The sequence below is a fragment of the Marinobacter sp. MA genome (assembly GCF_048298425.1).
In the GTDB taxonomy this organism is placed as follows: Bacteria; Pseudomonadota; Gammaproteobacteria; order Pseudomonadales; family Oleiphilaceae; genus Marinobacter; species Marinobacter salsuginis.
Genome location: NZ_CP103058.1, coordinates 1,625,652 through 1,649,747 on the forward strand (window position 1 = coordinate 1,625,652; position 24,096 = coordinate 1,649,747).

Genomic DNA, 24,096 nt, shown 5'->3' on the forward strand with positions numbered 1-24,096 from the left:
CCCTGCTGTGTGTTTCGTTCGATCAACGGATTATTCCAGGTACAATTCCCTCCCAGGTCCCCAGCGGCTTTGCAAGGGACCATCAGAAAGAGCTTTCAGGCGCACAAAATACCGCCTTCCGGGAATAAGACGCAAGGCTGCGGTGGTGTCAGACAGCGTTGCTTCCTTGATGATGTTGTTGAAACCGGGCTCTTCCGACAGCTGCAGGCGATAGTCAGTGGCTGTGTCCACCTTCTCCCAGAAGACCCTGACCTGGCTGTCGATGTAGTTCACACTGATGATTCGCACTGGGGGCAGGCTGCCATTGACCACAAGCTCTCGCGGCTCGGTGGAAGCGACGGAGTTTCCGCCTGCCTCGGTAACCACCCGCCAGTAGTATTTGCCGGGCCCCAGCGGGCGTGAAGGCAGTGCTGCAGTTTCCGGCGCCCATTCGCTGGTGGCGATAACGTTCCGGAAATCCCGGTCCTCGGCAACTTCCACTCGAGCCACTTCATTGTCGCCGTTCAACTGCCAGCGAAACTCGGGCATATCATCGTTTACCGTGTCTCCATCGGCGGGAGACAAAAGGCTGGCGGTTCTTGCCTGAAGATCGACCTCCACCGGAATTACACGAGGCATGCCGGCGGTTCCGCGAGCATCGAGGGCCGCCAGGTGCACTTCATAGCTGCCGTTATCCAGCCGGCCGATATCAAAGCTGCTGCCAGTGAGTTTGCGGCTTTCCACCCAGCGGCCGGTGTCACTTTCGAAAATATCCACGCGATGCATGGGGGCACGGCTTTCCTGCCAGGTCATCGTAGCCGGCAGTTGGGTCAATTTTTGTGGAAGTGGGTCAAGGGCAGGCGCTGGTGGCAGGCGTCGAATGCTGAGGCCATCATTGCCCGCGGTGGACAGGCTGGCACCGAAGCCCGCAGGAATGCGGCGGGTCTTGCCGGGTGCTCCGAAGTCAACATTTCCCTCGGTTACCTGCAGGCGAGTACCCTCTGCGGATGTCTGAAGTGCAAATGCGGTCCCGCGCACAGCGGCGACGGCGGATGGCGTTTCAATCTCGAATCGGGCGCCGCCCTCCATCACTGGTTTTACGCGGGTGTGGATCTCGCCCCTGTCCAGTCGCAGCCGGGTATCCACCATGCCGGCTTTGCCATATTGGGTCAGGCGATTGAAGATCAGCCGTGAATTCGGGGAAATCCGGACTTCCGAGCCGTCTGCCAGTTCAATAGTGGCGGTTCCGGACGCTGATAGAATTTCGTCACCGACGCGGATCAGGGCATCTTCACTGAGCGGCGTTTTTCGACCCGAGTTTCCGGAAATCAGTTGTACAGTTCCGGTGACCGAGGTTGCCCGTGCAGGTTGTGGTTGGCGTTTCAACCAGGCAAGAGGAATGCGAACACTGTCGCCGGCACCGAGCGTGGCACCGTTTTCAATCTTGTTGTACTGCAAAAGGCGACTTGCTGGAAAGTTCGGCGCTAAAAGATCGCTGGCCACTTCCGAAAAACTCTCGCCAGGCCGTAACGTGTAGATCCACTCAGGCACTGTGTTGGCGGGAGATGCGTCGGAATGGCCGGCAGAACCGCGAGTCACCGACAGCTCCGCAGCCGTGGGAGCGGCGCAAGCGAGCAGAGCGAGTATCAGCAGCAGTACGGGCAATCGCGGTGCCGGGCTTTCAGTCATTGGCGGCCCTGGCGGGTTCTTGATCATCAAACGCCTGATCCTGTGCCTTCATGGCCTCCAGGCGGTAACCGCGCTGGTAAATTGTCTTGATGCGGAAACCATTTTCGGGATTGAGCCCCAGGCGACGGCGAAGGCGGCTCATGTGTGTATCCACAGTGCGGGTATTGATGTCCCTGGCCAGCCCCCAGACACGCTCGAGCAGCATTTCCCGGGTCAGCAGACGCCCCTGGTTCTGGAACAGGAACAGGGTCAGGTCGAAATCCTTGTCGGTCAGCGTGAGCTCTTCACCATGAAGCGCAATGACTCGCTGCTGCGTATTGATTTCGAACGGGCCGTAGCGAAGCACCTCCTTCTCGCTGTCAGGATTGGACCGTCTCGCCAGGGCGTTGATGCGCGCGACCAGTTCCGCAGCCCGGGCGGGTTTTGCCAGGTAATCGTCGGCGCCGGCATCGAGGGCGCGAACGATGTCTGCCTCGCTGTCCCGTTGGGTGAGGAAAACCACGGGAATTGGCCAGTTGAGCTGGGCCCGGACGCTCTCCAGAACGTCGATGCCAGTCATATCCGGAATCTGCCAATCCAGAATAAGCAGGTCGTAGCTACGATGCAGAACTGCGCTCAGGAAATTTTGGCCGGTAGGGAAGCTATCGCAGTGATGCCCGCGCTCAGACAGAATTGACTGGATGTGCTGTGCCTGTTCGGTTTCATCTTCAAGCAAAGCAATACGCATTAAGCCTCTCCCGGAGTGTTGCTCTCTTGCCTGTTATGGAGCAGAGCGCTTGACGGACTACTCTGCTATATCAACCAATTATCACAAAATGTGGATCTGCCTTCAGTATCGTTATGTAGACTTGCGTAAACGGACTGCAGGCTTTCCGTTGTCGTCGTCCAGTGTTTGTCGGCAGCCCGGGAAATTACTGCAGCCCCAGAACCAGCCTTTTTTGCCTTTTCGCCGCACCAGGGGCGAGAAACAATGGGGGCAGGGAATGGGTTTTTGGCCAGTACCATCCTGGGGTGCGGCTTCTTCCAGTGGTCGGGTACCCCGGCAATCGGGGTAGCGGGTGCAGGCATAGAATCGGCCGAACTTGCCGTCCCGCTCCGTCATTGGGGCACGGCATTTGGGGCAATGGGGCCGGGCCTCGGCTGATTCTGTCCCGGCATGCTCGCAGTCCTGGGCGGGCTGGCCCTGGGGTTTGTCCAGAAAGGCGCGTATTTCATCTTTCAGGGTTTCCAGGAACTGCCTCGGGTCACCCTCTCCGCGGCGAATGCTTTCCAGATTGGCTTCCCATACTGCTGTGCGATCCGGTTTGCTGACCGATTTGGGCAGGGCGCCGATCAATGCTTTGGCTTTGTCGGTAGCCCGGATGTGTCGACTGTCACGGTATAGGTAATCCCGCTTGAAGAGGGTTTCGATGATGGAAGCCCGGGTTGCCTCGGTGCCCAGGCCATCGGTTTCCCGCAGGGTTTTTCTGAGTTCGGTATCGGTGACAAACCGGGCAATGTTGGTCATCGCCGATAGCAGGGTCGCATCGGTAAAATGCTGCGGCGGCTGGGTCTTCCGTTCAGTGAGGCTGCTATCTTCACAGAATACCGGCTCGCCTTTTTCCAGCCTCGGCAGGGGCGTCTTGTCCGGTTCGTTGCGCCCTTCCCGGAGTTTCAGTTCCAGCGCTTTCCAGCCGGGCTCCAGGATGGCGGTTTCCGTGGCGCGGAATTCGTGCTCTGACACTCGAACCGTCAGTTTGCCTTCCCGGTGCACGGCATCAGGCGCGAATTGCATCAGGTAATACCGGCTGATCAGGCCGTAGATTTTTTCTTCTGCTGCAGTGAGTTTGCCGTTGGGCGTGGGGCGGCTGGTTGGAATAATGGCATGGTGGGCGTCGACCTGTTTATCGTTCCACGCAGCCGTCCGGCGATCGAGATCTGCGCCGCTACAGGCCTCCTGAAGATCGGGTGCGACCCGGGCAATGGCCCTTACCACCTGTTCCCGCTGGCCGTAATGGCCCTCCGGTAGATACCGGCAATCAGATCGAGGGTAGGTGATGAGCTGGTGACGCTCGTACAGGTTCTGGGCGGTATCCAGGACCTCTTTGGCGCCCATCCGGAACAGTCGGCCTGCTTCGATTTGCAGGGCCGATAGGGAAAACGGCAAAGGTGGCGCTTCGGACCGATCACGAAAGCGGGATTCGGTGATTGTGCCGGGGCGGCTTCGGACACTGTCGGCAATCTGTTCAGCAATTTCCCGATTCAGCAGGCGATTTTCTTCATCCAGATAATCCTGGAACTGTTCGTTGGGCAACCAGCGGGCGGTGAAGCTTCGCTGGTCGGCTTCCTCTTCCTGAGCCTTGAATCGGGCTTCAATCCGGTAATAGGGCTTAGGCTGGAAGTTTTCGATGGTGTTGTCACGCTCAACCACAAGGCCAAGTACCGGGGTTTGGACCCGGCCAACGGAATAGACGCCTTGCTCCCCTTGTTGCTGGTAACTGAGCGTGTAGAAGCGGGTCAGGTTGATACCATACAACCAGTCTGCCCGTTGCCGGGCGAGCGCTGAATGGGACAGTCGACGGAAATCGCGGTTGTCTTTGGGGCTCTGTATAGCACGAGCTACGGCCGCTGGGGTCAGATCGTTGATTAGAATGCGCTGCACCGGTGCTTTGGTGCCGAAATAGCGGATAACCTCGTCTACCAGAAGTTGGCCCTCACGGTCCGGGTCGCCGGCATGAATAATGATCTGGGCCTGTCTAATCAGGGATTCCAAAACCTTGAGTTGCTGGCGCACGCTGTCCTTGGGCATGACTTCCCATTTGTCGGGAAACATGGGCAGGTCTTCCTGGCGCCATTTTTTCCACGCCGGGTTGTAACGCGCCGGTTCTGCAGGCTCGAGGAGATGGCCGATGCACCAGCTTACGGTGGCAGCTTTTTCACCATTGCCACAGCGTATCCAGCCCTGGCCTTTCTGGTGAGGGCCGGGGAGGGCGGCGGCGATGGCGCGGCCCAGGCTTGGTTTTTCGGCGATGTAGAGGTGCATGGGGTTTGGGTGTTTTGGAATCGGGATGGGAATGTGGCGCTTTGGCTTTATGCTGTCAAGGCTCTCGGGTAGGTCGGTCGTTCTGTAGTAGACTGTGAGCTAAGCGGGCAGTGGCTGTGCGAGAGGCCTTTCCAAAACACGCCGTAAACCCATCCCTGGGGGCTTGGTGTTGCCATCCCTGGCAACACACAGTTTTGGAAAGGCCTCTCCCACACCCACGTCGAGCTCCCCGTAATTCGCCCCCTATACCTCGGGTTCAGCATTAGGAGTCCTGGAACATGAAAATCCAAAGCGCAATTGAAACAAAGCTGAGCGAAGCCTTCGAGGCCCGTGTGCTTCAGGTGGAGAACGAGAGCCACAAGCACAGTGTGCCGCCGAATTCTGAAACCCATTTCAAGGTGACCCTGGTGTCGCCGGAGTTTGAGGGGCAGATGAAGGTGCGGCGGCATCAGGCGATTTACAAGGTGCTCGCCGAAGAGTTGGCGGGTCCGGTTCATGCGTTGGCGTTGCATCTATACTCACCGGAAGAGTGGGAGGCGACCGGTCACGCTGCGCCGGAGTCTCCGAATTGTATGGGTGGGTCCAAGAAGGATCCGGTGATGGCGGCGCGGACCGCTCAGGGAGAGGGTTCATGAGTCAGTTTTTCCAGATTCATCCGGAGACGCCGCAGAAGCGTCTGATCAATCAGGCGGTGGATATTCTGCGTCGTGGCGGGGTGATTGTGTATCCCACGGATTCCGCCTATGCCATCGGCTGCCACCTGGGCGATAAGCAGGCAGCGGATCGGATCAAGCGGATTCGCAGGCTGGACGACAAGCATAACTTCACCCTGGTATGCCGGGATCTGTCGGACATCGGGGTGTACGCGAAGGTGGATAATACCCAGTACCGGTTGCTGAAGAATTTCACGCCCGGCCCCTACACGTTCATTCTGGATGCCACCAGTGAAGTGCCCCGGCGACTGCTGCATCCGAAACGCCGCTCGGTGGGCGTAAGGGTGCCGGATAATGCGATTGTTCAGGAGCTGCTGGGTGAACTTGGTGAGCCAATCATGAGCAGCACCCTGATCCTGCCCGGAGAAACCGATCCGATGACAGACCCCTATGACATCCGGGAAACCCTGGAGCATGAGCTGGATCTGATTATCGACGGTGGTTTTTGTGGTATGGAAGCGACTACGGTGGTGGACTTTACTGGCGAGGCTCCGGTGGTTACCCGAGTTGGCAAGGGAGATCCAGCGCCGTTTGAGGTCTGATCTCCCTTCTGGATTATGCCCGGGCGTTCAAATTAAAGGCGTACGCCCGGCTATTTCCCGCAGCTTCCATTTGCTCAGCACTCACCGAGCGCCGCATGGTGTCGTAACGGTGTACCAGATCCTGCAGGCCATTGAACTGCTGATTCTCGCTGATCAGTGTGTCCAGTAACGGGTTGTTCACGCCGTAGGCCTGGTTCAACTTGAGCGCATTATCCATGAAATGCAGGGTCGGCTCGGTGACGCTCAGGCGATTGAACGCTTCCTTGAAGTTCTTGTTCACGTTCAGGTCTTTTTCAATCTGGGCACGGGTGTTGTCCGCAATTTTCCCCTCTACCGTAACGCTGCCGTTTTCGTTTTTGCTCACGTTCAATGCAGTTGCGGGGTGTAAATTGTATTCGGCAAGTTTGTGCCGCAGTGTCTCGCGAATGAAGGCAAGATCCTGCCCCACCGTTTGCTTGTAGTCTGCCATTGCCAGCCGCCGCGCTTTCAGGCGTGAGAGATCAGCCTCGCTGCTGTCAGAGGGCGTGAAACGGTCATCGCCAGATGTCGGTTCGGCTTCTACAGCTTTGGGCTGGGCCTTGCCAGTCGCGGCTTCCGGAGCTGTTGAGGGCGTCTGGCGCTTTTCCATGGCCTGCTGGAACTGGGTGCTCGCCCGGATCAGAGAGGTCAGTAGGGACATGGATGGGTTTCCTCCTTCGGTGAACCGTAATGCGGTTTCCGAACAGTCTGCGTTGGATATAACGGATACTCGTTATCTAGCTCTGCAGCTTTCAGGCCAACTCCATCAAGTCCCTGCCTGAGGGCTCCCCTCTCTGGTTATGCAAATGACCTTTCCCGGATCTGATCTGGGTCAGGAAATAATTGACGCATATCTATAAAGTTTGGCGACAGTTAGTTGTCGCCATAAAACGTCAAAACAACTCTCAGGCCGCGCGGCCTCGGTGTCGGATTACCATGAAAAAACACTACTCCATCCGCTTTCTGCTACTTGCGGCCCTGGCGGCTGCCTTCTCGCTGATTCTCGTGTTTACCGTGCTCTACAGCGCCGACTCCCAGCGTGATCATCTAGAAGAGTTCAGCCACAAATATGTGGACGGGCTGGCGAAATCCTACTTCGATGGGCTGAACACCATGATGGTCACCGGCACCATCGGTAATCGGGATGTGCTACGGCAAAAGGTGATGGCATCCGAGGATGTGCTGGATGTGCGGGTGATTCGCAGTGATCATCTGAACCGCACCTTCGGGGCTGGCAATGCATCGGAGCAGATAAGAGAGCCTCTGGATGAGAAAGCGCTGGCAGGCGAGAGGGTGGAAGCCTATTCCAACAATGAGGAGGGTCGCGTCTACACGCTGATTGAGCCGGTGATCGCTATGGAAAACTACCAGGGTGTGAACTGCCTGGGCTGTCACCAGGCCAAGGAGGGTGATGTTCTCGGTGCCATTCGGGTGGATTATTCCCTGGCGGATAGCGACGCCCGTTTGCAGCAACAACTTCTGACCAGTGGCGGCATCCAGGTGGCCATTTTTGCTGCAGTGTTCTTCATGACCGCAGCCGCCTTGAGCCGACTGGTGTTTTCCCGCCTGCGGCGACTCCACGACCGTATGGATGAGATTTCCAGCAACTCGGATCTGACGATTGAGCTTGAGGTTACCCGCAACGACGAAATCGGTTCCGTTTCCCGCGCCTTCAACCGGATGATGGCGAAGATACGGGAGAGCATGAATACGGTAATGGACAACGCCGAACAGGTTGAGCAGGCGGCCAGAAGCATTGCTGGTAAGGCGGACACCACTGAGCGGGAAGTGCTCGCCCAACGCGACAACACCGATCAGGTGGCCAGCGCCACGACAGAGATGGCTGCGTCGGCGGTTCAGGTCCGGGAAAACGCCATCCACACGACTCGCAAATCCGCAGATACGGCGGAATCCGCGAGCAAGGGGGAAAGCCTTGCCCGCAATGCAGTTGAGGGAATTGAAGCACTGAACAGCGAGGTCCAGAGCGGCGCGCAGCGCATTGAGCAACTGGATCAGCGGACAAGCCAGATGTCAGATATGCTGGAGGTGATTTCCAATATCGCCGACCAGACCAACCTGCTGGCGCTCAATGCCGCCATCGAGGCAGCGCGGGCCGGCGAGCAGGGGCGAGGTTTTTCGGTGGTGGCTGATGAGGTGCGGGCTCTGGCCTCGAGAACCCAGGATTCAACGGAGGAAATCCGAAACACCATCAATGGACTCAAGGGCGAGGTCGTCGATTGTGTGGCCACCATGCGCCATGCCTCGGAAATGGCAGAGCAGCAGGTTTCAGCGATTCTGACCGTGGAGTCGGAGTTACAGACGATTGCCGCTGCCGTGCGCGAGATCACCGATCTCAACCAGGAAATGGAGAGTGCCGCCAACGAGCAGAGCGATGTCTCCGAGTCCATCAATCACAACGTGATTGAAATCAGCCGCTCAGCAGAGCAGACCTCCGGGGATGCCAAGGAGACGGCGAGGATCGCCGGTGACCTGCTGGCCATGGCGGAGAATCTGAGGAAGACCATCGAACAGTTCCGGCTGAATCAGGAAGGTCGCCCATAAAAAAGCGACCCGGGGCTGAAGAAAGGCTCAGCCCCGATGGTCGGAGACGAAAGGGTTGGTGGCTCGTTCCTGGCCAAATGTGGACATCGGACCGTGTCCGGGAATGAACGCAACCTCATCTCCGAGCGGGAACAGCTGTTCCTTGATCGAGCGGATGAGTGTTGCGTGATCCCCCTTGGGAAAATCCGTGCGCCCGATGGAGCCATGGAACAATACGTCACCGACCAGCGCCAGGCCGGAGCCCCTGTGGTAGAAAACCACATGGCCAGGCGTGTGGCCCGGACAATGGAGCACCTCCAGTGTCTGATCGCCCACAGTCACCTGCTCCCCACCTTCAAGCCAGCGATCCGGGGTGAATACTTCCGGTGCCGGAAACCCGAACATCTGTGCCTGCTGGGGTAGGCCGACAATCCAGAAATTGTCTTCCTTCTGCGGTCCCTCAATGGGGATGCCCAGCGTTTTCGACAGCTCTGCGGTTCCGCCGGCATGGTCAATGTGGGCATGTGTAAGCAGAATCTTTTCGACCGTTACACCTTCCTCGTCCACGGCGGCGCGGATCTTCTCAAGATCGCCGCCTGGGTCCACCACGGCTGCCTTGCGTGTCTTCTCGCACCAGATCAATGAGCAGTTCTGTTGGAAAGGTGTAACCGGGATGATTCTGTACTTCAGTGACATAGGTTTTCTCGAAAACAGGGGGGGATAGCTTCTTCGAATAGCTTACCACGCCAGCCAGATAACGTGGTGGGCACCCTTGCCCGGCCGCAGAGCCCTCACTGTGACCGCTTCAACAGAAAATCCGGCCCGGCGTAGCTTCTCGGTGAAGGCATGCTCCTGGCCGGCTGACCAGTAGGCGAGTATGCCGTCAGGACGCAGGGCTTTCTGGGCGGCCGCAATGCCTTCCGGTGAATAAATCCAGTCGTTTTCTTTGCGGGTCAGTCCTTCCGGACCGTTGTCGACATCGAGGAGGATGGCGTCCCACTCGCTGTTTGAATTTCTCAGTAATTCCGCCACATCACCGATGTGTACCCGGGCTCTCGGATCATTCAGCGGGTTGCCCGCTGCGGAGCCTAGCGGGCCACGATTCCAGGCTTCGACTTCGGGAACCAGCTCGGCAACCGTTACCTGCGCATCGTCTCCAAGGGCGGACAATGCTGCGGCCAGCGTGAACCCCATGCCCAGGCCGCCAATCAGCACTCGCGGAGTGGGTTGATCGGCAATGCGTTCGCACGCCAGTGTGGCCAGGGCATCCTCCGAGCCGTGGATGCGGCTGTTCATCAATTCGCCCGTGGTGCCAGCGATCTTGATAGAGAATTCTTCATTACGCTGCAAAAGACGCAATTGCGTCCCTTTGCCAGGGATGGTCGCAGTGCCGATTTCGGTGAAGCGTGCCATTTGCGGTACCGGGGTGAAATATTGGCGGGCAGTGTAACCCGCTTCATATCCGGTGAATACAATGGGCTGGGTCCGAAGTCGGAAACAAGCCTTTCGTCTGGCTTGTCTTTACCTCTATATTCAAAAAATTAACAAATGAAATTCTCTGAGAAGGGCATCACGCATGGAGTTTTCCAGTCACTTCAAAGGCCTCGAACAGGACATCAAGGACCTCGTCATAGCAAGCTTCACTGACTCGGAAGGCTCTGACGAAGGAGAGCTTATCGGTGAACTCGTCCGTAACGTTCTCAGCGATACAGCACCTGATGACATCCAGGTTTTTCTTGCCAGAGCAGGGGATGAGCTGGTTGGGGCGGCTGTTTTCACCCGGCTGACTTATCCAGATGATCACAGAGTGGTCTTTTTGCTATCGCCGATGGCGGTGGCCACCCGGTGGCAAGGCAAGGCTGTCGGTCAGCGCCTATTGACCCATGCCCTGGATTCACTCCGTGAAGGGGGCGTTGATGTGGCGATCACCTACGGTGATCCGGCGTTTTACGGCAAGGTCGGATTCAAACCCCTCTCCCAATCAATCGCCCGGCCACCTCTGCCATTGAGTCAGCCCGAGGGTTGGATCGGGCAGTCGCTCACAAAAGAGCCCTTGGCGGCACTGAGCGGGACATCATTTTGCGTGGCAGCGTTGAACGATCCGTCTTTCTGGTAGTGAGCTATTCGGTTTTTGATTCAACAGGACGGGATGGCAGGTTCTGAGTCAGGTGAGGTGGTACCCCCGGCAGGACTCGAACCTGCTACCTTCCCCTTAGGAGGGGGACGCTCTATCCAGATGAGCTACGGGGGCATTATCGCGAGAAGGGCGCTATGATAGCGGGCTAAGCCAAGAGGCTCAAGGTGCGACCCGGTTTCGGTGACTGTCACGGAGTTTGTTTTGCCAGACCCTTTCTCGTTAAGTGTGATTGTTCCTGTATGGATGGAGGCGGCGGGTGTTACGGAAACCCTGCGTGCCCTGCAAACGATTCGTACACGGGGGCATGAGGTGGTTGTCGTTGATGGTGGTAGCACCGATCGAACCGTTGAGCTGGCCCGGCCGCTTTGCGACAGGGTGGTTGTCGCAGAGAAGGGACGGGCGCTTCAGATGAACGCCGGGGCAGCGGCGGCAACAGGCGATCTTCTGTTGTTTTTGCACGCGGATACGCGCCTGCCGGACAACACTCTTGAGCACCTCGCACGTTTCGTCCAGACGCGCCGGGCCTGGGGACGGTTCGATGTGCGGTTGAGCGGTGAGCGACCGCTGTTCCGGGTTATTGCCTGGTTCATGAATCAGCGCTCCCGCCTGACCGGCATCTGCACCGGCGATCAGGCCATGTTTGTACGACGGGATACTTTCGAGGCGCTGGGCGGCTTTCAGCCTATGCCGCTGATGGAAGATGTGGAGTTTTCACGTCGTCTTTGCCTGGTGTCCCGTCCCTTCTGTATAAACGAACCTGTTGTTACCGATAGCCGCCGTTGGCAGAAAAATGGTGCCTGGCGAACGATTCTTCTTATGTGGCAACTGCGCTGGCGTTACTGGCGTGGTGAATCGCCAGAGTCTCTGGCCCAAATCTATCGATCGGATGTGCGCAATGCCCCAAAGTAACTTTCCGTCGGCGGTCTTTCTGCAGTTTGCCAAATGGCCGGAGGCTGGCCGGGTAAAAACCCGTTTGATGCCGGAGTTAGGCGCTGTGGGCGCACTTGATGCCCACATCCGACTTACGCTGGCGGTGCTGGATAACCTGTGTGCGACCGGCTACCCGGTAGAGTTCTGGTGGGACCGACCGGCTGATGATCGGCCCGGCGAGGCCGAATCGATTGTTGAAGAACTGGAAGGTGCAGGTCTGCATCAGGGCGTCCAGCAGGGCAGGACGCTCGGGGAGCGGATGCACCGCGCCCTCAGTCAGTCACTTGGGGATTACGAGCGGGCCCTGATTGTTGGCAGTGATTGCCCGTCGGTGGACCCGGATTATGCCCGAAAGGCGGTTGCCTGTTTGGCGGATTATGACGTTGTGCTCGGCCCGTCAGACGATGGCGGCTATGTGCTGATTGGGGCCTCCAGAGTGGCGGAGGGAATGCTCGACGACATTGCCTGGGGGACGCCCGAGGTTCTGACTCAAACCTGTGATCGACTGGAAGAGTCGGGGCTCAGCTATTGTTTGCTCGAGCCCCGCTGGGATGTTGACGAGCCCGAGGACTGGGCTCGTTTTCTGCGTACCTGCTAATGTTTTCAGCTGGCGGGTACCGGTGGCAGTTCCGTTAGCCTGCCCAAAGCCCGACTCGCCTCAAGGCCGTCTCCGCCGGTCACAACCTGCAGGCTCTGGTCTCGCTCCAGAACCGACTTCCGGAACGTTTCAAGCAGTGCCGCTTTACTCACGCCTCGCACCGCGTCGGCCAGTTGCTCACGGGAATCAAAGCTTTCCATGTCTCGATCAATCTCGCGCCAGTAGCGGCTGGAGATCTCGCCAAGTTGCCGGTCTTTCTCCAGCAGTTTGCTGATGACGGCCTGCTTTTCGCGTTCCAGACGCTCCGCTGTCAATGCTGACAAGGTCTCCTCGAAGCTGTTGGAAAACTCCTGAACGGCCTGGTCGATCTCTGCGCGCGTTGCCGACGGTGATTGCACCACAAACCCGAGGGCAGGCGTCTCCAGCATTTCGAAAGGCGTCGCGTATACGATATAGCCCAACTGGCGGTTGGTTCTTATTTCCTCATAGAACGGGCTGCTGATGATCTGGGCCAGCAGACGGAATCGGGCCCGTTCCTCGAAGCTGGTGTTGTCGCCCTGCATGTAGAGTGTATAGCCGGTGTCCGGGTGGTCTACCTCAATGGAAACCATCGTTTCAGTGTCTGGCAACTGACGTACCTGACTGCGGTCTACCTCGGTCAATTCACTGTTGCCCAGAACAATCGCGTCGATCTGCCGCGCCAGGTTCAGGGCCGAGGCTTCCGTGAGATTTCCATGGGCCAGCATGACCGGGTCCACCTGTGAGAGCAGGGCCTCCGAGAAGGAGTTCAGTTCATCGAAGCTCACTTCCCGGGCAGCCTTGAGCTTGGCGTCAGTCGGCCAGGCACCTTCGATAAGGGACGTCTGTACGAACTCCGAGGTCTGTTCCACCGGGCGGTCCTTGGCCTTGTTCTGAAGGCCGTCAATCAGCTGTTGCCGGGCGATTTCAAAACGCTGCTCCGTTAGCTCTGGTGTAGCCACCTGGACCAGTATCCGGTTCATCAGGGTATGGAGTTTATCGTTGTAACCGCCGACACGAACCGTGATACCCCTCAGATGAGGGTAAACACTGTAATCCAGGCCCGCGAGGCTGGCGGAGTAGGCCCAGGCATTCAGATTGGTATTGATGGTGTCTACCAGCAGCTGGGTCAGAACGTAGCTGCGGGCCGAAGCCCGGGTGGCTGGCGTTCGAAGACCCACGAACACATTGGCTTTCGGGGTATCAAACCGGGTGTCCCGGGCAAACCAGACATCCATTCCTTCAAGTGCGCCGAGTCTTGTCGGCTGGTCCATCGTGCTTCCCGATACCATCGCCAGATCTTCCGGCACGAAGGGGTTTTCAGGGGGTAAACGCAGCTGGGCCGAGAGCTCAGGGAGGCTCCGAGCCGTGAGCATTTCCGGGTTCAGGGCTTCCCGGGTCCAGGCGGCGTTGTACCAGTCGGTGCGATTCGGATTCTCCAGTTCAGGTTCCGGTGCCAGAACGAAGGCAAGCAGGTTTTCCGGTGTCAGTTTGTCCAGAATGTCGCGATACTGCTCCGGTGCAAAGCGCTCAACCAGCCAGGGAGCCCGCAGTACGTCTTCCGGCGGATAGTCCTGCAGGTAACGTGAGAGGCGCATCGCCTCATGCAGGGGATTACCCTGCTCGCGGAACCGGAAGTCTATTCGTGCCAGGTTCTGCATCTCGAGGAAGCGCTGCTCGCTGATTCCTTTCTGGCGAACCTTTTCAATGTACTCGAATACCAACGGCAAAATGTCCTCATGGCGAGCTAGCCCCTCTGGTGTCAGGGAAATGCTGATCTCGAGGGTGGCGTTTTCACCGGTATCCATGCCCAGACCTGCGGAGAGGCTCTCGGCCAGACCGGCCTTTTTAAGTACATCGAAAAGACTGCCTGGGCCCTCATGGCCAAGCAGGTTGGCCACGTAGCTGACGGGCTTGGTGCGGTAGTTTTCTTCCTGGGATGGAATCGGGAAGGTAAGCGACAGGCTGCGAACATCCTTGAGCGCTTCTGCTGTTACCTTGGCCGGGAGGTCCTCCGCCCGGTAAAGGCTGGCCACATGGCGTTTGGTTTCGAGGTTTCGGTTTTCGATGGCATCGAACCGGCCTCGCACCATGGATTCCAGTTCGTCCAGGGTTTGCGGCCCGTAAACCGCCAGGCTCATGATGTTCGAGGAGTAGTGCTGCTTCCAGAACTCGATCAGGTCAGGCCGGAGCGGGTTGTCTTCGGTGTTCTCCAGGGTGCTGAGGTTGCCCACCGCAAACTGGCTGAAGGAGTGGTCGGGATTACTAGCGGCTTTTTTTACGGAATAGAATCGGCGCCCATCGTCTTTTTGTTTGGCGCTGAATTCCGAGTGCACGGCGTTGCGTTCACGGTCCACCAGTTCGGCGGTAAACAGGGGTGCGGAAAACTGCTGCGCGAATCGGTCCAGGGCCGGTTCCAGAAATTCGGCTTGAACATCGAAGAAATAATTCGTGTCCTGGAATGCAGTGAAGGCATTGTGCTGGCCGCCATGGCTCTTGATGAACTGCTGGTATTCCCCTGGATCCGGATATTTCTCGGTTCCAAGGAACAGCATGTGCTCCAGGAAGTGGGAGAGTCCTTCCCGATCCGCCGGATCGTCCCCGCTACCGACGGCAACGTTCATCGAGGCAGCCGCTTTGTCGGCATCCTGATCCGAAACCAGAATCACCTTCAGGGCATTATCCAGTTCGATGAACCGGTACTGGTTATCGTCATTGGGGCTCTTCTCCGGAATCTGGGCTGCAAAAGCAAGGGTGCTGAACAGCACAAGTGTCAGCAGGGAAAACAGGCGTGATATCGGGTTCTGCATTGAGTTCTTCCTGACGGTGCGTGTGTTCATAGGTTCTCTGTGATTCGGAGAAGAGTTTCGTGTATCAGTGCATCGGCGCGCTGCGTGTGCTCTCTGGTTGCTGGTCCAATGTTTTACGAGCGAGATCCGCGGCTTTCTCACCGTCCAGCTGGCCAGAGGCGATACGCTCCAGAACCGTAGCCATGATGGCGACGGACTGTCGGTAATCGGCAAACTCGGCCTGGAAGGCATGATCAATGGCCTCGTAGACCGCCTGGATTTTCTCCTCGCGGGAACCTGCGTTTTCGGCGGTGTCGTTTATGGCCCTCAAACAGGCTCGGGCAATGGAAATGTATCGTTCTGCGTTGGGATTGTCTTTCTGCATGATTGGTGGTTCCGAAGATCGGTTTTCCTGTGAAAAGAAGAGATGCCAGAAGGCGCGATAAGTTCCCGATTATGTCATTGCTGGCGGGCGCTTTCATTGCTTTGCGGTAATCCGGAAATTGGGCATGCATGGGCCAATTCCTGTGCTAGTCTCAAAAGCATTGTGTCGGCGAACCGGACAGGCCCGTTGAGCGTGCGGGAGAAAATTTTTAGAGTAATAGCTCTATGCAAAACAAAGGCTTACAGAGTAAAAACTCTAAAAAAGTTCGATACATGAAGGTTGCAATTAAGTACAATGCCGGCGTTTCCGGAAAACTCTAAGACTTTAGTCGTATGAGTGCCGGCATGGATAGACAACAACAGAGCAACAGGCAGGGTGGAAGATCGATGAATTATTTCCTGACGGGTGGCACCGGATTTATTGGCCGTTTCCTCGTGGAGAAGCTTCTGGCACGTGGGGGTACTGTCCACGTTCTGGTGCGTGAACAATCCCAGGACAAGTTGGACAAATTGCGCGAGCGGTGGGGTGCGGACGAAACCCAGGTGAAGGCTGTCATAGGCGACCTGACCAGCAAAAATCTGGGTATTGACGCCAAGACACTGAAAGCCCTGAAAGGGAAAATCGACCACTTCTTTCACCTCGCCGCCGTGTACGACATGGGGGCAGACGAAGAAGCTCAGCAGGCGACCAACATCGAGGGCACTCGGGCTGCGGTGAGTGCTGCCGAGGCAATGGGCGCCAAACACTTCCATCACGTGTCTTCCATCGCGGCTGCCGGTCTGTTCAAGGGGATCTTCCGCGAAGACATGTTCGAGGAAGCCGAGAAACTGGACCATCCTTACCTGCGTACCAAGCACGAATCTGAAAAGGTGGTTCGGGAGGAATGTAAGGTTCCCTTCCGCATTTACCGCCCGGGCATGGTAATTGGTCATTCTTCTACCGGCGAAATGGACAAGGTGGATGGCCCCTACTACTTCTTCAAGATGATTCAGAAAATTCGCCATGCGCTACCCCAGTGGGTGCCGACCATTGGTGTCGAAGGCGGGCGTCTGAACATTGTGCCGGTGGATTTCGTAGTTAACGCCATGGACCACATTGCCCACCTTGAGGGTGAAGACGGCAAGTGCTTCCACCTGGTGGACAGTGATCCGTACAAGGTTGGCGAAATCCTCAATATCTTCAGTGAGGCGGGGCACGCACCCAAGATGGGGATGCGGATTGATTCCAGAATGTTCGGCTTTATTCCGCCGTTCATTCGCCAGAGTCTGAAGAATCTTCCGCCCGTGAAGCGGCTGACCTCGGCAATCCTCGACGACATGGGCATTCCGCCCTCCGTGATGTCATTCATCAATTACCCGACCAGATTCGACGCCCGTGAAACCGAGCGCGTTTTGAAAGGCACCGGTATTGAAGTGCCCCGGCTGCCGGACTACGCGCCGGTGATCTGGGACTACTGGGAGCGCAATCTGGACCCGGACCTGTTCAAGGACCGCACGCTCAAGGGCACGGTTGAAGGTCGCGTGTGCGTAGTGACAGGTGCAACGTCCGGTATCGGTCTGGCCACGGCGCAAAAACTGGCAGACGCTGGCGCCATCCTGGTGATCGGCGCCCGGAAACTGGAGCGTCTGAAGGAAGTGACCGCGGAGCTGGAGTCTCGCGGAGCGAGCGTGCACGCCTATCCGTGCGATTTCTCCGACATGGACGCGTGCGATGAGTTTGTGAAGACCGTTCTGGATAACCACGGCCACGTGGATGTGCTGGTCAACAATGCCGGGCGTTCCATTCGCCGGTCACTGGACCTGTCGTTCGATCGATTCCACGATTTCGAGCGCACCATGCAGCTGAACTACTTCGGTTCCGTGCGCCTGATCATGGGCTTTGCGCCGAAGATGCTGGAGAACCGCCGAGGGCACGTAGTGAACATCTCGTCTATCGGGGTGTTGACCAACGCGCCCCGATTCTCGGCCTACGTGGCGTCCAAGTCTGCCCTGGATGCATTCAGCCGTTGCGCTGCTGCGGAGTGGTCAGATCGCAACGTGACCTTCACCACCATCAACATGCCGTTGGTGAAGACCCCGATGATTGCGCCGACCAAGATCTACGATTCTGTGCCTACCCTGACGCCGGATGAGGCCGCAGGCATGGTCGCTGACGCGATTGTTTATCGACCGAAACGCATCGCGACTCGTCTCGGGATTTTTGCCCAGGTGCTGCATGCCCTGGCACCCAAGATGGGCGAGATTGTCATGAACACCGGTTACCGGATGTTCCCGGATTCACCTGCCGCCGCCGGCAGTCGATCCGGCGAGAAGCCGAAGGTGTCCACAGAGCAGGTGGCTTTCGCCGCCATCATGCGGGGCATCTACTGGTAACGTGGTAGCGCCTGAATCGAGTGGGAGGGGAGTTACTTCCCCTCCCATTTCGATTGGTTAAACAAGATTCGCCTCTTTTTTGAGTTGTTCTGGGCTAAAGAAAACCTGCCGATAGCCGATGGTTAACATAAGAACAATATAAAAGAAGGGCTATTGATGACTCTCAAGAAACGTCTTTTGCTGACCTTGCTGCTGGTTGGCCTGCTTCCCGTCATTGCCATCTCGTTTTTTAACGCCGAAATTGCCCGACAGAGCCTGACGGAACAGGCGTTGCAACAACTCTCTATTGCGGCTACCAACAAGCAGCATAGTGTTGAAGATTATCTCAGCACTATTGCCCGGCAGCTGAAAGCCATGGCCAATAATCGCGGGACCCGAACGGCGGCCCAGGGGTTTGGTTTGGCATTTCAGAATTACGAAAAACTGGTACAAGAGGAGCAGTCGACCTTACGAGAAAACGTCGAGGCTTATTATCAGCAGAATTTCTTGCCACCCTTACAGCAAAATGGTGGTGCTAAGGGACGTTCAGCCTCGGATTTTGTTGCATCCCTCAGCAAAAACAGCCTGGCTCTGCAGATGGGTTACATCGTGGACAACCCAAATCCTGTGGGGCAGAAAGACGAATTGGTATCGGCCGACGTCCATATCGCGCAGTTTTATAACACCCTTCACAAACAGTGGCACACCTCGTTCAAGGAGTTTCAGGAGGCGTTCGGCTACTACGATATTTATCTCATTGATGCCGATACAGGCCATGTTATCTATTCCGTAGCCAAAGAGGTTGATTTTGCTACCTCCCTGAAAGACGGTCCCTACGCGGATTCCGGCCTTGCGGCAGCTTATCGTCAGGCGCTGTCTGACGGACAGGATACTGCTCCGACTTTTGTTGATTTTACTCGGTATGTACCGTCCTACGGTGCGCCCGCCGGATTTGTGGCAACCCCCATATATTCCGAAAAGGATGAGCGGCTGGCCGTGCTGGCCTTCCAGTTCCCCATCGACAGCCTGAACAACATCATGATGGAGCGAGATGGCATGGGCGAAACCGGGGATGCCTATCTGGTGGGCCCGGATAACCTGATGCGGTCAGACTCATACCTGGATCCGGAAAACCGCAGCGTTGTCGCTTCCTTTGCCGACCCGGAGAATGGGCGCATAAGTTCGACATCGGTGGATGAAGCTCTGGCTGGGAATTCCGGTGAAGGCGTGGTTACGTCCTACCGGGGCGAACCAGTGTTTTCCGCCCACAGGCCAGTTGCTGTAGGCGGGTTGAACTGGGCGCTGGTGGCGGAGATCAGCGAAGACGAGGCCTTGGCGCCCGTGCGTGAAATGTGGATGCTGGCCGCGATAGCCATTGCTATTGTGATCCTGGCTGTAGTGGCCGTGGCGGTCTGGACCGCAGTGCGGATCATGAAACCCCTCGGCAGAGACCCGGCCGAATTGCAGGCACTGGCGGAGCAGGTGGCTGCGGGTAATCTGGTCATTGATTCGTCCGAAAGTGACAGGGCAACGGGTGTTTACGGCTCCATGCTCAAAATGGTGTCGGACCTGAAAGAAGTGATCTTCAGGGTCGAGGAGGCTTCCCAGCGCCAGGCCAGTGCATCTGAACAATTGTCGGGTACTTCCTCACATACTCTGGAGAGTGTGAATCAGCAGGCAGAGCAGACTGAGCAGGTGGCGTCGGCCATTGAGGAAATGTCCTCCGCCATCAACGAGGTGTCCCAGAACACCGCGGAATCGGCAGCCAGCGCCAAGCGCACTCATGAGGCGGTGAGCCGCAGCGCAGCCGAGGTGGAATCCTCCGCTGATGACACCCGTGCCATGGCCAGGGAACTGGAGGAAGCAGAGGCCGGCATAGAGGACTTGCGAAAGAATATGGAATCCATCACCAGGGTTCTGGATTCGATAAAGTCAATTGCCGACCAGACCAATTTGCTGGCTCTGAATGCCGCCATTGAAGCGGCCCGGGCCGGTGAACAGGGCCGGGGCTTCGCGGTGGTTGCGGATGAAGTGCGCAGCCTGGCCCAGAATAGCCAGAAGGCGACCGAGGAGATCAGTAGTTCCATCGAAACTCTGGTTAATTCGTCGGAGCGTGCTTCACAGGTGGTTACGCGCTGCAGCGTCCAGGCCAGCGGTATTTCCGAGCGGGCAGGAGCCGTTGTATTGCAACTTCGCGAGGCAGTGGACGAGGTCACCCGGATGTCCGGTATGGCCGAGCAGATTGCGACTGCCTCCGAAGAGCAATCAGCCACAGCCGAAGAAGTAACGCGCAACGTATCTACAATTGCAGAAAAGTCCGTTGAGACCAAACAGGCCATGGCCCAGATATCAGAAGCCAGTGGTGACCTGGCCGAGTTGTCTCATCAGCTCAAGGATTCGCTGTCCCGGTTTAAAGTCAGCTGAGTACCAGAAGGCGTTGAAATCTTAGGCCATGCTTGGCACACAAATAAAAACCCGCTACGGCGGGTTTTTCTAATGGCGGTTACTCGGTCTCTTCGGGGATCACCGGAGGTGGAAAGCCGCCCAGCTCTTTCCATCGATTCACAATGCCGCAGAACAGGTCCGCAGTCTTTTCCGCATCATAGGCTGCGGAGTGGGCTTCCTTATTGCTGAACGGAATGCCCGCGATCTTACAAGCCTGGGCCAGAACCGTATGGCCGTACGCCAGGCCGGCCAGAGTGGCGGTATCGAAAGTGGAAAAGGGATGAAATGGATTGCGCCGGATATCTGCTCGCAGTGCGGCCGCAAAGATGAAATTGTGGTCAAAAGTGGCGTTATGTCCCACCAGAACGGCCCGCTTGCAGTCGTGGTTTTTCACTGCCTTGCGAATCGGGCTGAAGATTTCACTGAGACCTTCCCGCTCGGGAACCGCTTCACGCTCTGGATTCCACGGATCGATGCCGGTGAAATCCAGGGCGGATTGCTCCAGATTGGCGCCTTCAAAGGGATCAATCTGTTGTACGTGGGTCTCCGCTCGCCGCACCCAGCCGTCGTCGTCCATGGTCAGTATTACCGCCGCCACCTCCAGCAGGGCATCCCGCTCGGGATTGAATCCTGCGGTTTCCACGTCGACGACAACGGGTAGAAATCCGCGGAAGCGGCGGGACATGGGATGCGGTGGTTTGTTTTCGTCAGTCACTCAAGCTCCGGTCTTGGCCGTGTGTGAGAAGGAATAGATCAGGTTTACGCCAGTCGCCAGTGAACGGTTTCACCGGCCTTCAGGGGCACGATGGTTCCGTCAGCCAATGGCAGCTCCGCCGGCATGGTCCAGGGTTCGCGAACCAGGGTAATGGTATCGGTGTTGCGCGGCAGGCCGTAGAAGTCAGGGCCGTTGAAGCTGGCGAATGCCTCAAGCTTGTCCAGAATGCCAAGCTCTTCAAAAATATCCGCATACAGGCCGATGGCGCCATAGGCTGAGTAACAGCCAGCACAGCCGCAGGCAGCCTCCTTGCGATCCTTGGCATGGGGAGCAGAATCCGTGCCCAGGAAAAAGCGTTTGTCGCCGCTGGCTACTGCGTCCCGCAACGCCTTCTGATGGCGGTTGCGCTTCAGAATTGGCAGGCAATAAAGGTGCGGTCGAATGCCGCCGACCAGCATATGGTTGCGGTTATACATCAAATGCTGGGGCGTCAGCGTCGCGGCAAGGTTGTCGCCGGTGTGCTGCTGGACAAACTCGGCGGAATCGGCCGTCGTAATATGTTCCAGCACAACCTTGAGATTCGGGAAAGCCTCCAGGGTGGGGGCCAGGACCCGCTCGAGAAACACCTTTTCACGGTCAAAGATATCGATATCGGCGTCGGTTACTTCACCATGAACCAGAAGAAGCATGCCGCAGTCTGCCATTGCCTCCAGCACGGGATAGATGTTCCGTATATCCTTCACTCCGGAGTCGGAGTTCGTTGTCGCGCCCGCCGGGTAAAGCTTGGCGGCCACAACACCGACGGCTTTGGCCTCGCGGATGGTTTCCGGTGTCATGCTCTCGGTCAGGTACAGGGTCATCAACGGCTCGAAGGCGGTGCCTTTGGCAGCCGCGAGAATCCTCTCCCGATAGGCTGTGGCATCAGCGGCGGTTGTGACCGGTGGCACCAGGTTAGGCATGATGATGGCGCGGCCGAAGCAGGCCGCCGTGGCCGGTACCACGTCGCTAAGAATGTCACCATCCCGAACGTGAAGGTGCCAGTCGTCGGGCCGGGTAAGAGTAAGCTTTTCTGTCATGGCAGTTGTCCGCAATACCTTATGCGAGGCGTGCTGTGGGGCCCTGGAGGATAGAGCCCCGAAAAATTTGGCGAATTATACCAGAAGGCGCCGGCGATTGTTTTCCGGCCGGAGCTAAAGAAAGGCAGGCGCGGGCCGTTAAGCAATCAGGATCTGTTAACTACCGGACACTGATGGCACGTACTATGGGATTCCGCCTCGGAAAACGTCTCAATACACTGCTCGCTTGCAGTCTTCCTGTGCTGCTTTTGCCGGCTGCCGGGCAGGCTGCCAGCTATGGTGCCGGTATCGAGAATAGCCAGTGGTATCTTGCCGAATCGGTATTCGAGTGTCGCCTGGTGCACGAGGTTCCCGGTTACGGTCGGGCCGTGTTCAATCATCGCGCGGGTGAAAGTCTGAGCTTTTTCCTGGAGTCTGATTCGACACCGATGCGACCGGGGCGTGGGAGTCTCGTGGTGGAGGCACCGGCCTGGCGTCCGGGTGTGGCGACGAAGCCCCTGGGCACGGTCAATGTGTCGGATGATCGCCGCCAGGTCTCCCTGGACACACGCCAGGCCTTTGTTGTTGCCCACGGCCTGCTGGAGGGTATGCGCCCCACGGTTACCCGGGAATCCTGGTTTGATGGTCGTCCGGTGCGGGTGCAGGTGTCCAATATCAATTTTGCTGGTGAATACCAGCGCTATCAGCGCTGCACGTCGAATCTCTTGCCGGTGAACTTTGATCAGATTCAGCGTTCAAGGGTGCCCTTTGCCAGTGGCAGCACTCAACTGTCTGACGCCGACAGGCAGTTGCTGGACAACATCGTGCGCTACGTGAATGCCGACACCACGGTTGAGAGAATTTTCGTGGATGGCCACAGTGACAGCATTGGCAGTCGTATCGACAACCGCGCGCTTTCCGAAGATCGTGCCAACGTGGTGGCCGACTACCTCAAGGCGAGCGGTATTGATGAAAACATGATTACCGTTCGGGCCCACGGTGACCAATACCCGGTATCCAACCGGCCGGCGGATAACCGCCGCACCAATATCCGCTTGCAGAGGGCAGGTGATCGCCCGGAGCTTCAGCAGGCCAACGGGTATGGCGGTGAGCCCCGGGGATAATCGCTTTCAGTAAACCGAGTTCAATACTTCCAGATGGGCGTTTACGCTTTCTGCCAGGGCCCTCAGGTGGTATCCGCCCTCCAGCGTTGAAATGATGCGGTCGTTGCTGTGCTCACGTGCAACAGACACGATCATTTCCGTCAACCAGCGGTAGTCGTCGGTATCCAGATTCAGTTCCGCCATCGGGTCAAGTCTATGGGCATCAAAACCCGCGGAAATCAGAATGAGTTGCGGTTTGAAGTCGTTCAGCCGCTTCAGCCAACCTGCCTCCACCTGTTTCCGATACTCTTCAGACGAACAGTTCGCTGCAATCGGAATGTTGACGATGTTGTCGGCCTGGCGGTGCACATGGGAGTGCGGGTAGAACGGGTGCTGGAAGCTGGAGCACATCAGGATTCGCTCGTCACCACCGACAATGTCCACGGTTCCGTTGCCCTGGTGCACATCGAAATCAATGATCGCGACCCGTTCAAGGTGATGGAAGGTGAGAGCGCGCATGGCGGCCAGGGCGACGTTATTGTAGAAGCAGAAGCCCATGGATTTTGCTCGCTCGGCATGATGGCCGGGCGGGCGCGCGCAAACAAAGGCGTTGGTTACCTGGCTACTCATAACCATATCCACGGCCTGGATGTTGGCGCCAGCGGCAAGGCGGGCTGCCCGCAAAGTGTCCGGCATCATGGCCGTATCCGGATCGGTAAACACGCGGCCCCTTGTGGGTTGCATCAGATCGAGTTGATGAAGGTACTTTTCGGGATGCACCGTCAATAACTGGTCCCGGGTGATCTCTTCCGGCCTCACCCAGTCGAGCTTCTGATCAAGACCGGTATCAGCCAGGTAGCTGATGATCGCCGCCAGACGCTCAGGGCTTTCCGGATGTTCCGGCCCCATGTTGTGTTTCATGAAGTCATCGTGGGAAAAGAATGCCGTGGTCATACGTCTCGAACTGCCTTCGATGTGCTTATATTTTCTTCAAGCTTATCAGGGAAAACTGCCTGATGCCGTGTTTCTTTGGTCTTATAGGGGCGATAGCCATTTCACATCGGGG

General features: G+C 57.4%; 20 protein-coding genes and 1 tRNA gene. 9 read left to right on the forward strand and 12 right to left on the reverse strand.

From position 1 onward, the window contains the following. Positions 1–30: 30 nt before the first annotated feature. From NUW46_RS07640 to NUW46_RS07650, 3 genes are all read right to left on the reverse strand, one after another. Positions 31–1,668 carry a FecR domain-containing protein gene (locus NUW46_RS07640; protein WP_418141773.1) on the reverse strand — a complete coding sequence of 546 codons (1,638 nt, stop codon included), beginning with the start codon at positions 1,666–1,668 and terminating at the stop codon, positions 31–33. Then, positions 1,661–2,395, reverse strand: coding sequence for a response regulator transcription factor (locus tag NUW46_RS07645; RefSeq protein WP_069184877.1), 735 nt, complete (start codon positions 2,393–2,395; stop codon positions 1,661–1,663). Before NUW46_RS07645 ends, NUW46_RS07640 begins: the two co-directional genes overlap by 8 nt. Before the next feature lie 111 nt (positions 2,396–2,506). Continuing rightward, complete coding sequence (locus tag NUW46_RS07650) at positions 2,507–4,690, reverse strand: DNA topoisomerase 3 (RefSeq protein ID WP_418141774.1); 2,184 nt, start codon at positions 4,688–4,690, stop codon at positions 2,507–2,509. Positions 4,691–4,968: 278 nt separating this feature from the next. Between NUW46_RS07650 and NUW46_RS07655 the strand changes: the two genes are divergently transcribed. Together NUW46_RS07655 and NUW46_RS07660 are read left to right on the forward strand one after the other, a co-directional pair. Next, positions 4,969–5,325, forward strand: coding sequence for a BolA family protein (locus tag NUW46_RS07655; RefSeq protein ID WP_418141775.1), 357 nt, complete (start codon positions 4,969–4,971; stop codon positions 5,323–5,325). Beyond that, positions 5,322–5,945, forward strand: coding sequence for an L-threonylcarbamoyladenylate synthase (locus NUW46_RS07660; RefSeq protein WP_069184874.1), 624 nt, complete (start codon positions 5,322–5,324; stop codon positions 5,943–5,945). The genes NUW46_RS07655 and NUW46_RS07660 overlap by 4 nt, the downstream gene beginning before the upstream one ends. Positions 5,946–5,958: 13 nt before the next feature. Here NUW46_RS07660 and NUW46_RS07665 read toward each other — a convergent pair whose 3' ends face one another. Next, a complete protein-coding gene (locus tag NUW46_RS07665) occupies positions 5,959–6,624 on the reverse strand; it encodes a hypothetical protein (protein ID WP_209398231.1) in 666 nt (221 codons plus the stop codon). 275 nt (positions 6,625–6,899) lie between these two features. Here NUW46_RS07665 and NUW46_RS07670 point away from each other — a divergent pair, with 275 nt between their 5' ends. Beyond that, on the forward strand, positions 6,900–8,525 hold the full coding sequence (locus tag NUW46_RS07670; protein ID WP_418141776.1) for a methyl-accepting chemotaxis protein: 1,626 nt from the start codon (positions 6,900–6,902) through the stop codon (positions 8,523–8,525). Positions 8,526–8,552: 27 nt separating this feature from the next. Here NUW46_RS07670 and NUW46_RS07675 read toward each other — a convergent pair whose 3' ends face one another. Further along, positions 8,553–9,200 (reverse strand): MBL fold metallo-hydrolase, encoded by a 648-nt coding sequence (locus NUW46_RS07675; RefSeq protein ID WP_323128542.1) that lies wholly within the window; start codon positions 9,198–9,200, stop codon positions 8,553–8,555. Between the two features lie 42 nt (positions 9,201–9,242). Further along, positions 9,243–9,917 (reverse strand): spermidine synthase, encoded by a 675-nt coding sequence (locus NUW46_RS07680; protein WP_418141777.1) that lies wholly within the window; start codon positions 9,915–9,917, stop codon positions 9,243–9,245. Between the two features lie 163 nt (positions 9,918–10,080). Here NUW46_RS07680 and NUW46_RS07685 point away from each other — a divergent pair, with 163 nt between their 5' ends. Further along, entirely contained in the window at positions 10,081–10,620 is a 540-nt protein-coding gene (locus tag NUW46_RS07685; protein WP_209398225.1) for a GNAT family N-acetyltransferase, read from the forward strand. Positions 10,621–10,678: 58 nt separating this feature from the next. Here NUW46_RS07685 and NUW46_RS07690 read toward each other — a convergent pair. Beyond that, positions 10,679–10,755, reverse strand: a tRNA-Arg gene (locus NUW46_RS07690). 87 nt (positions 10,756–10,842) lie between these two features. On the opposite strand from NUW46_RS07690, the gene NUW46_RS07695 reads away from it, so the two are divergent. Next, on the forward strand, positions 10,843–11,550 hold the full coding sequence (locus NUW46_RS07695) for a TIGR04283 family arsenosugar biosynthesis glycosyltransferase (RefSeq protein ID WP_418141778.1): 708 nt from the start codon (positions 10,843–10,845) through the stop codon (positions 11,548–11,550). Beyond that, positions 11,537–12,169, forward strand: coding sequence for a TIGR04282 family arsenosugar biosynthesis glycosyltransferase (locus NUW46_RS07700; protein ID WP_069184868.1), 633 nt, complete (start codon positions 11,537–11,539; stop codon positions 12,167–12,169). The genes NUW46_RS07695 and NUW46_RS07700 overlap by 14 nt, the downstream gene beginning before the upstream one ends. A gap of 5 nt (positions 12,170–12,174) precedes the next feature. Here NUW46_RS07700 and NUW46_RS07705 read toward each other — a convergent pair whose 3' ends face one another. Beyond that, positions 12,175–14,997: an insulinase family protein gene (locus NUW46_RS07705; RefSeq protein WP_418141779.1), complete on the reverse strand. Its 2,823-nt coding sequence runs from the start codon at positions 14,995–14,997 to the stop codon at positions 12,175–12,177. 64 nt (positions 14,998–15,061) lie between these two features. Then, positions 15,062–15,361 (reverse strand): hypothetical protein, encoded by a 300-nt coding sequence (locus NUW46_RS07710; protein ID WP_349343431.1) that lies wholly within the window; start codon positions 15,359–15,361, stop codon positions 15,062–15,064. Between the two features lie 386 nt (positions 15,362–15,747). Here NUW46_RS07710 and NUW46_RS07715 point away from each other — a divergent pair, with 386 nt between their 5' ends. Continuing rightward, positions 15,748–17,733 (forward strand): SDR family oxidoreductase, encoded by a 1,986-nt coding sequence (locus NUW46_RS07715; RefSeq protein ID WP_291907971.1) that lies wholly within the window; start codon positions 15,748–15,750, stop codon positions 17,731–17,733. Between the two features lie 156 nt (positions 17,734–17,889). Further along, positions 17,890–20,136 (forward strand): methyl-accepting chemotaxis protein, encoded by a 2,247-nt coding sequence (locus tag NUW46_RS07720; protein WP_418141780.1) that lies wholly within the window; start codon positions 17,890–17,892, stop codon positions 20,134–20,136. 79 nt (positions 20,137–20,215) lie between these two features. Here NUW46_RS07720 and rnt read toward each other — a convergent pair whose 3' ends face one another. Both rnt and pyrC read right to left on the reverse strand, forming a co-directional pair. Continuing rightward, positions 20,216–20,872: a ribonuclease T gene (gene rnt / locus NUW46_RS07725; RefSeq protein WP_083231870.1), complete on the reverse strand. Its 657-nt coding sequence runs from the start codon at positions 20,870–20,872 to the stop codon at positions 20,216–20,218. Positions 20,873–20,916: 44 nt separating this feature from the next. Further along, positions 20,917–21,948, reverse strand: coding sequence for a dihydroorotase (pyrC, locus tag NUW46_RS07730; RefSeq protein ID WP_418141781.1), 1,032 nt, complete (start codon positions 21,946–21,948; stop codon positions 20,917–20,919). Between the two features lie 185 nt (positions 21,949–22,133). Here pyrC and NUW46_RS07735 point away from each other — a divergent pair, with 185 nt between their 5' ends. Next, positions 22,134–23,051 carry a flagellar protein MotY gene (locus NUW46_RS07735; protein ID WP_305967093.1) on the forward strand — a complete coding sequence of 306 codons (918 nt, stop codon included), beginning with the start codon at positions 22,134–22,136 and terminating at the stop codon, positions 23,049–23,051. Between the two features lie 6 nt (positions 23,052–23,057). Here NUW46_RS07735 and NUW46_RS07740 read toward each other — a convergent pair whose 3' ends face one another. Continuing rightward, positions 23,058–23,984, reverse strand: a complete 927-nt coding sequence (locus tag NUW46_RS07740; protein WP_069184861.1) for a histone deacetylase family protein — start codon at positions 23,982–23,984, stop codon at positions 23,058–23,060. Positions 23,985–24,096 lie beyond the last annotated feature (112 nt).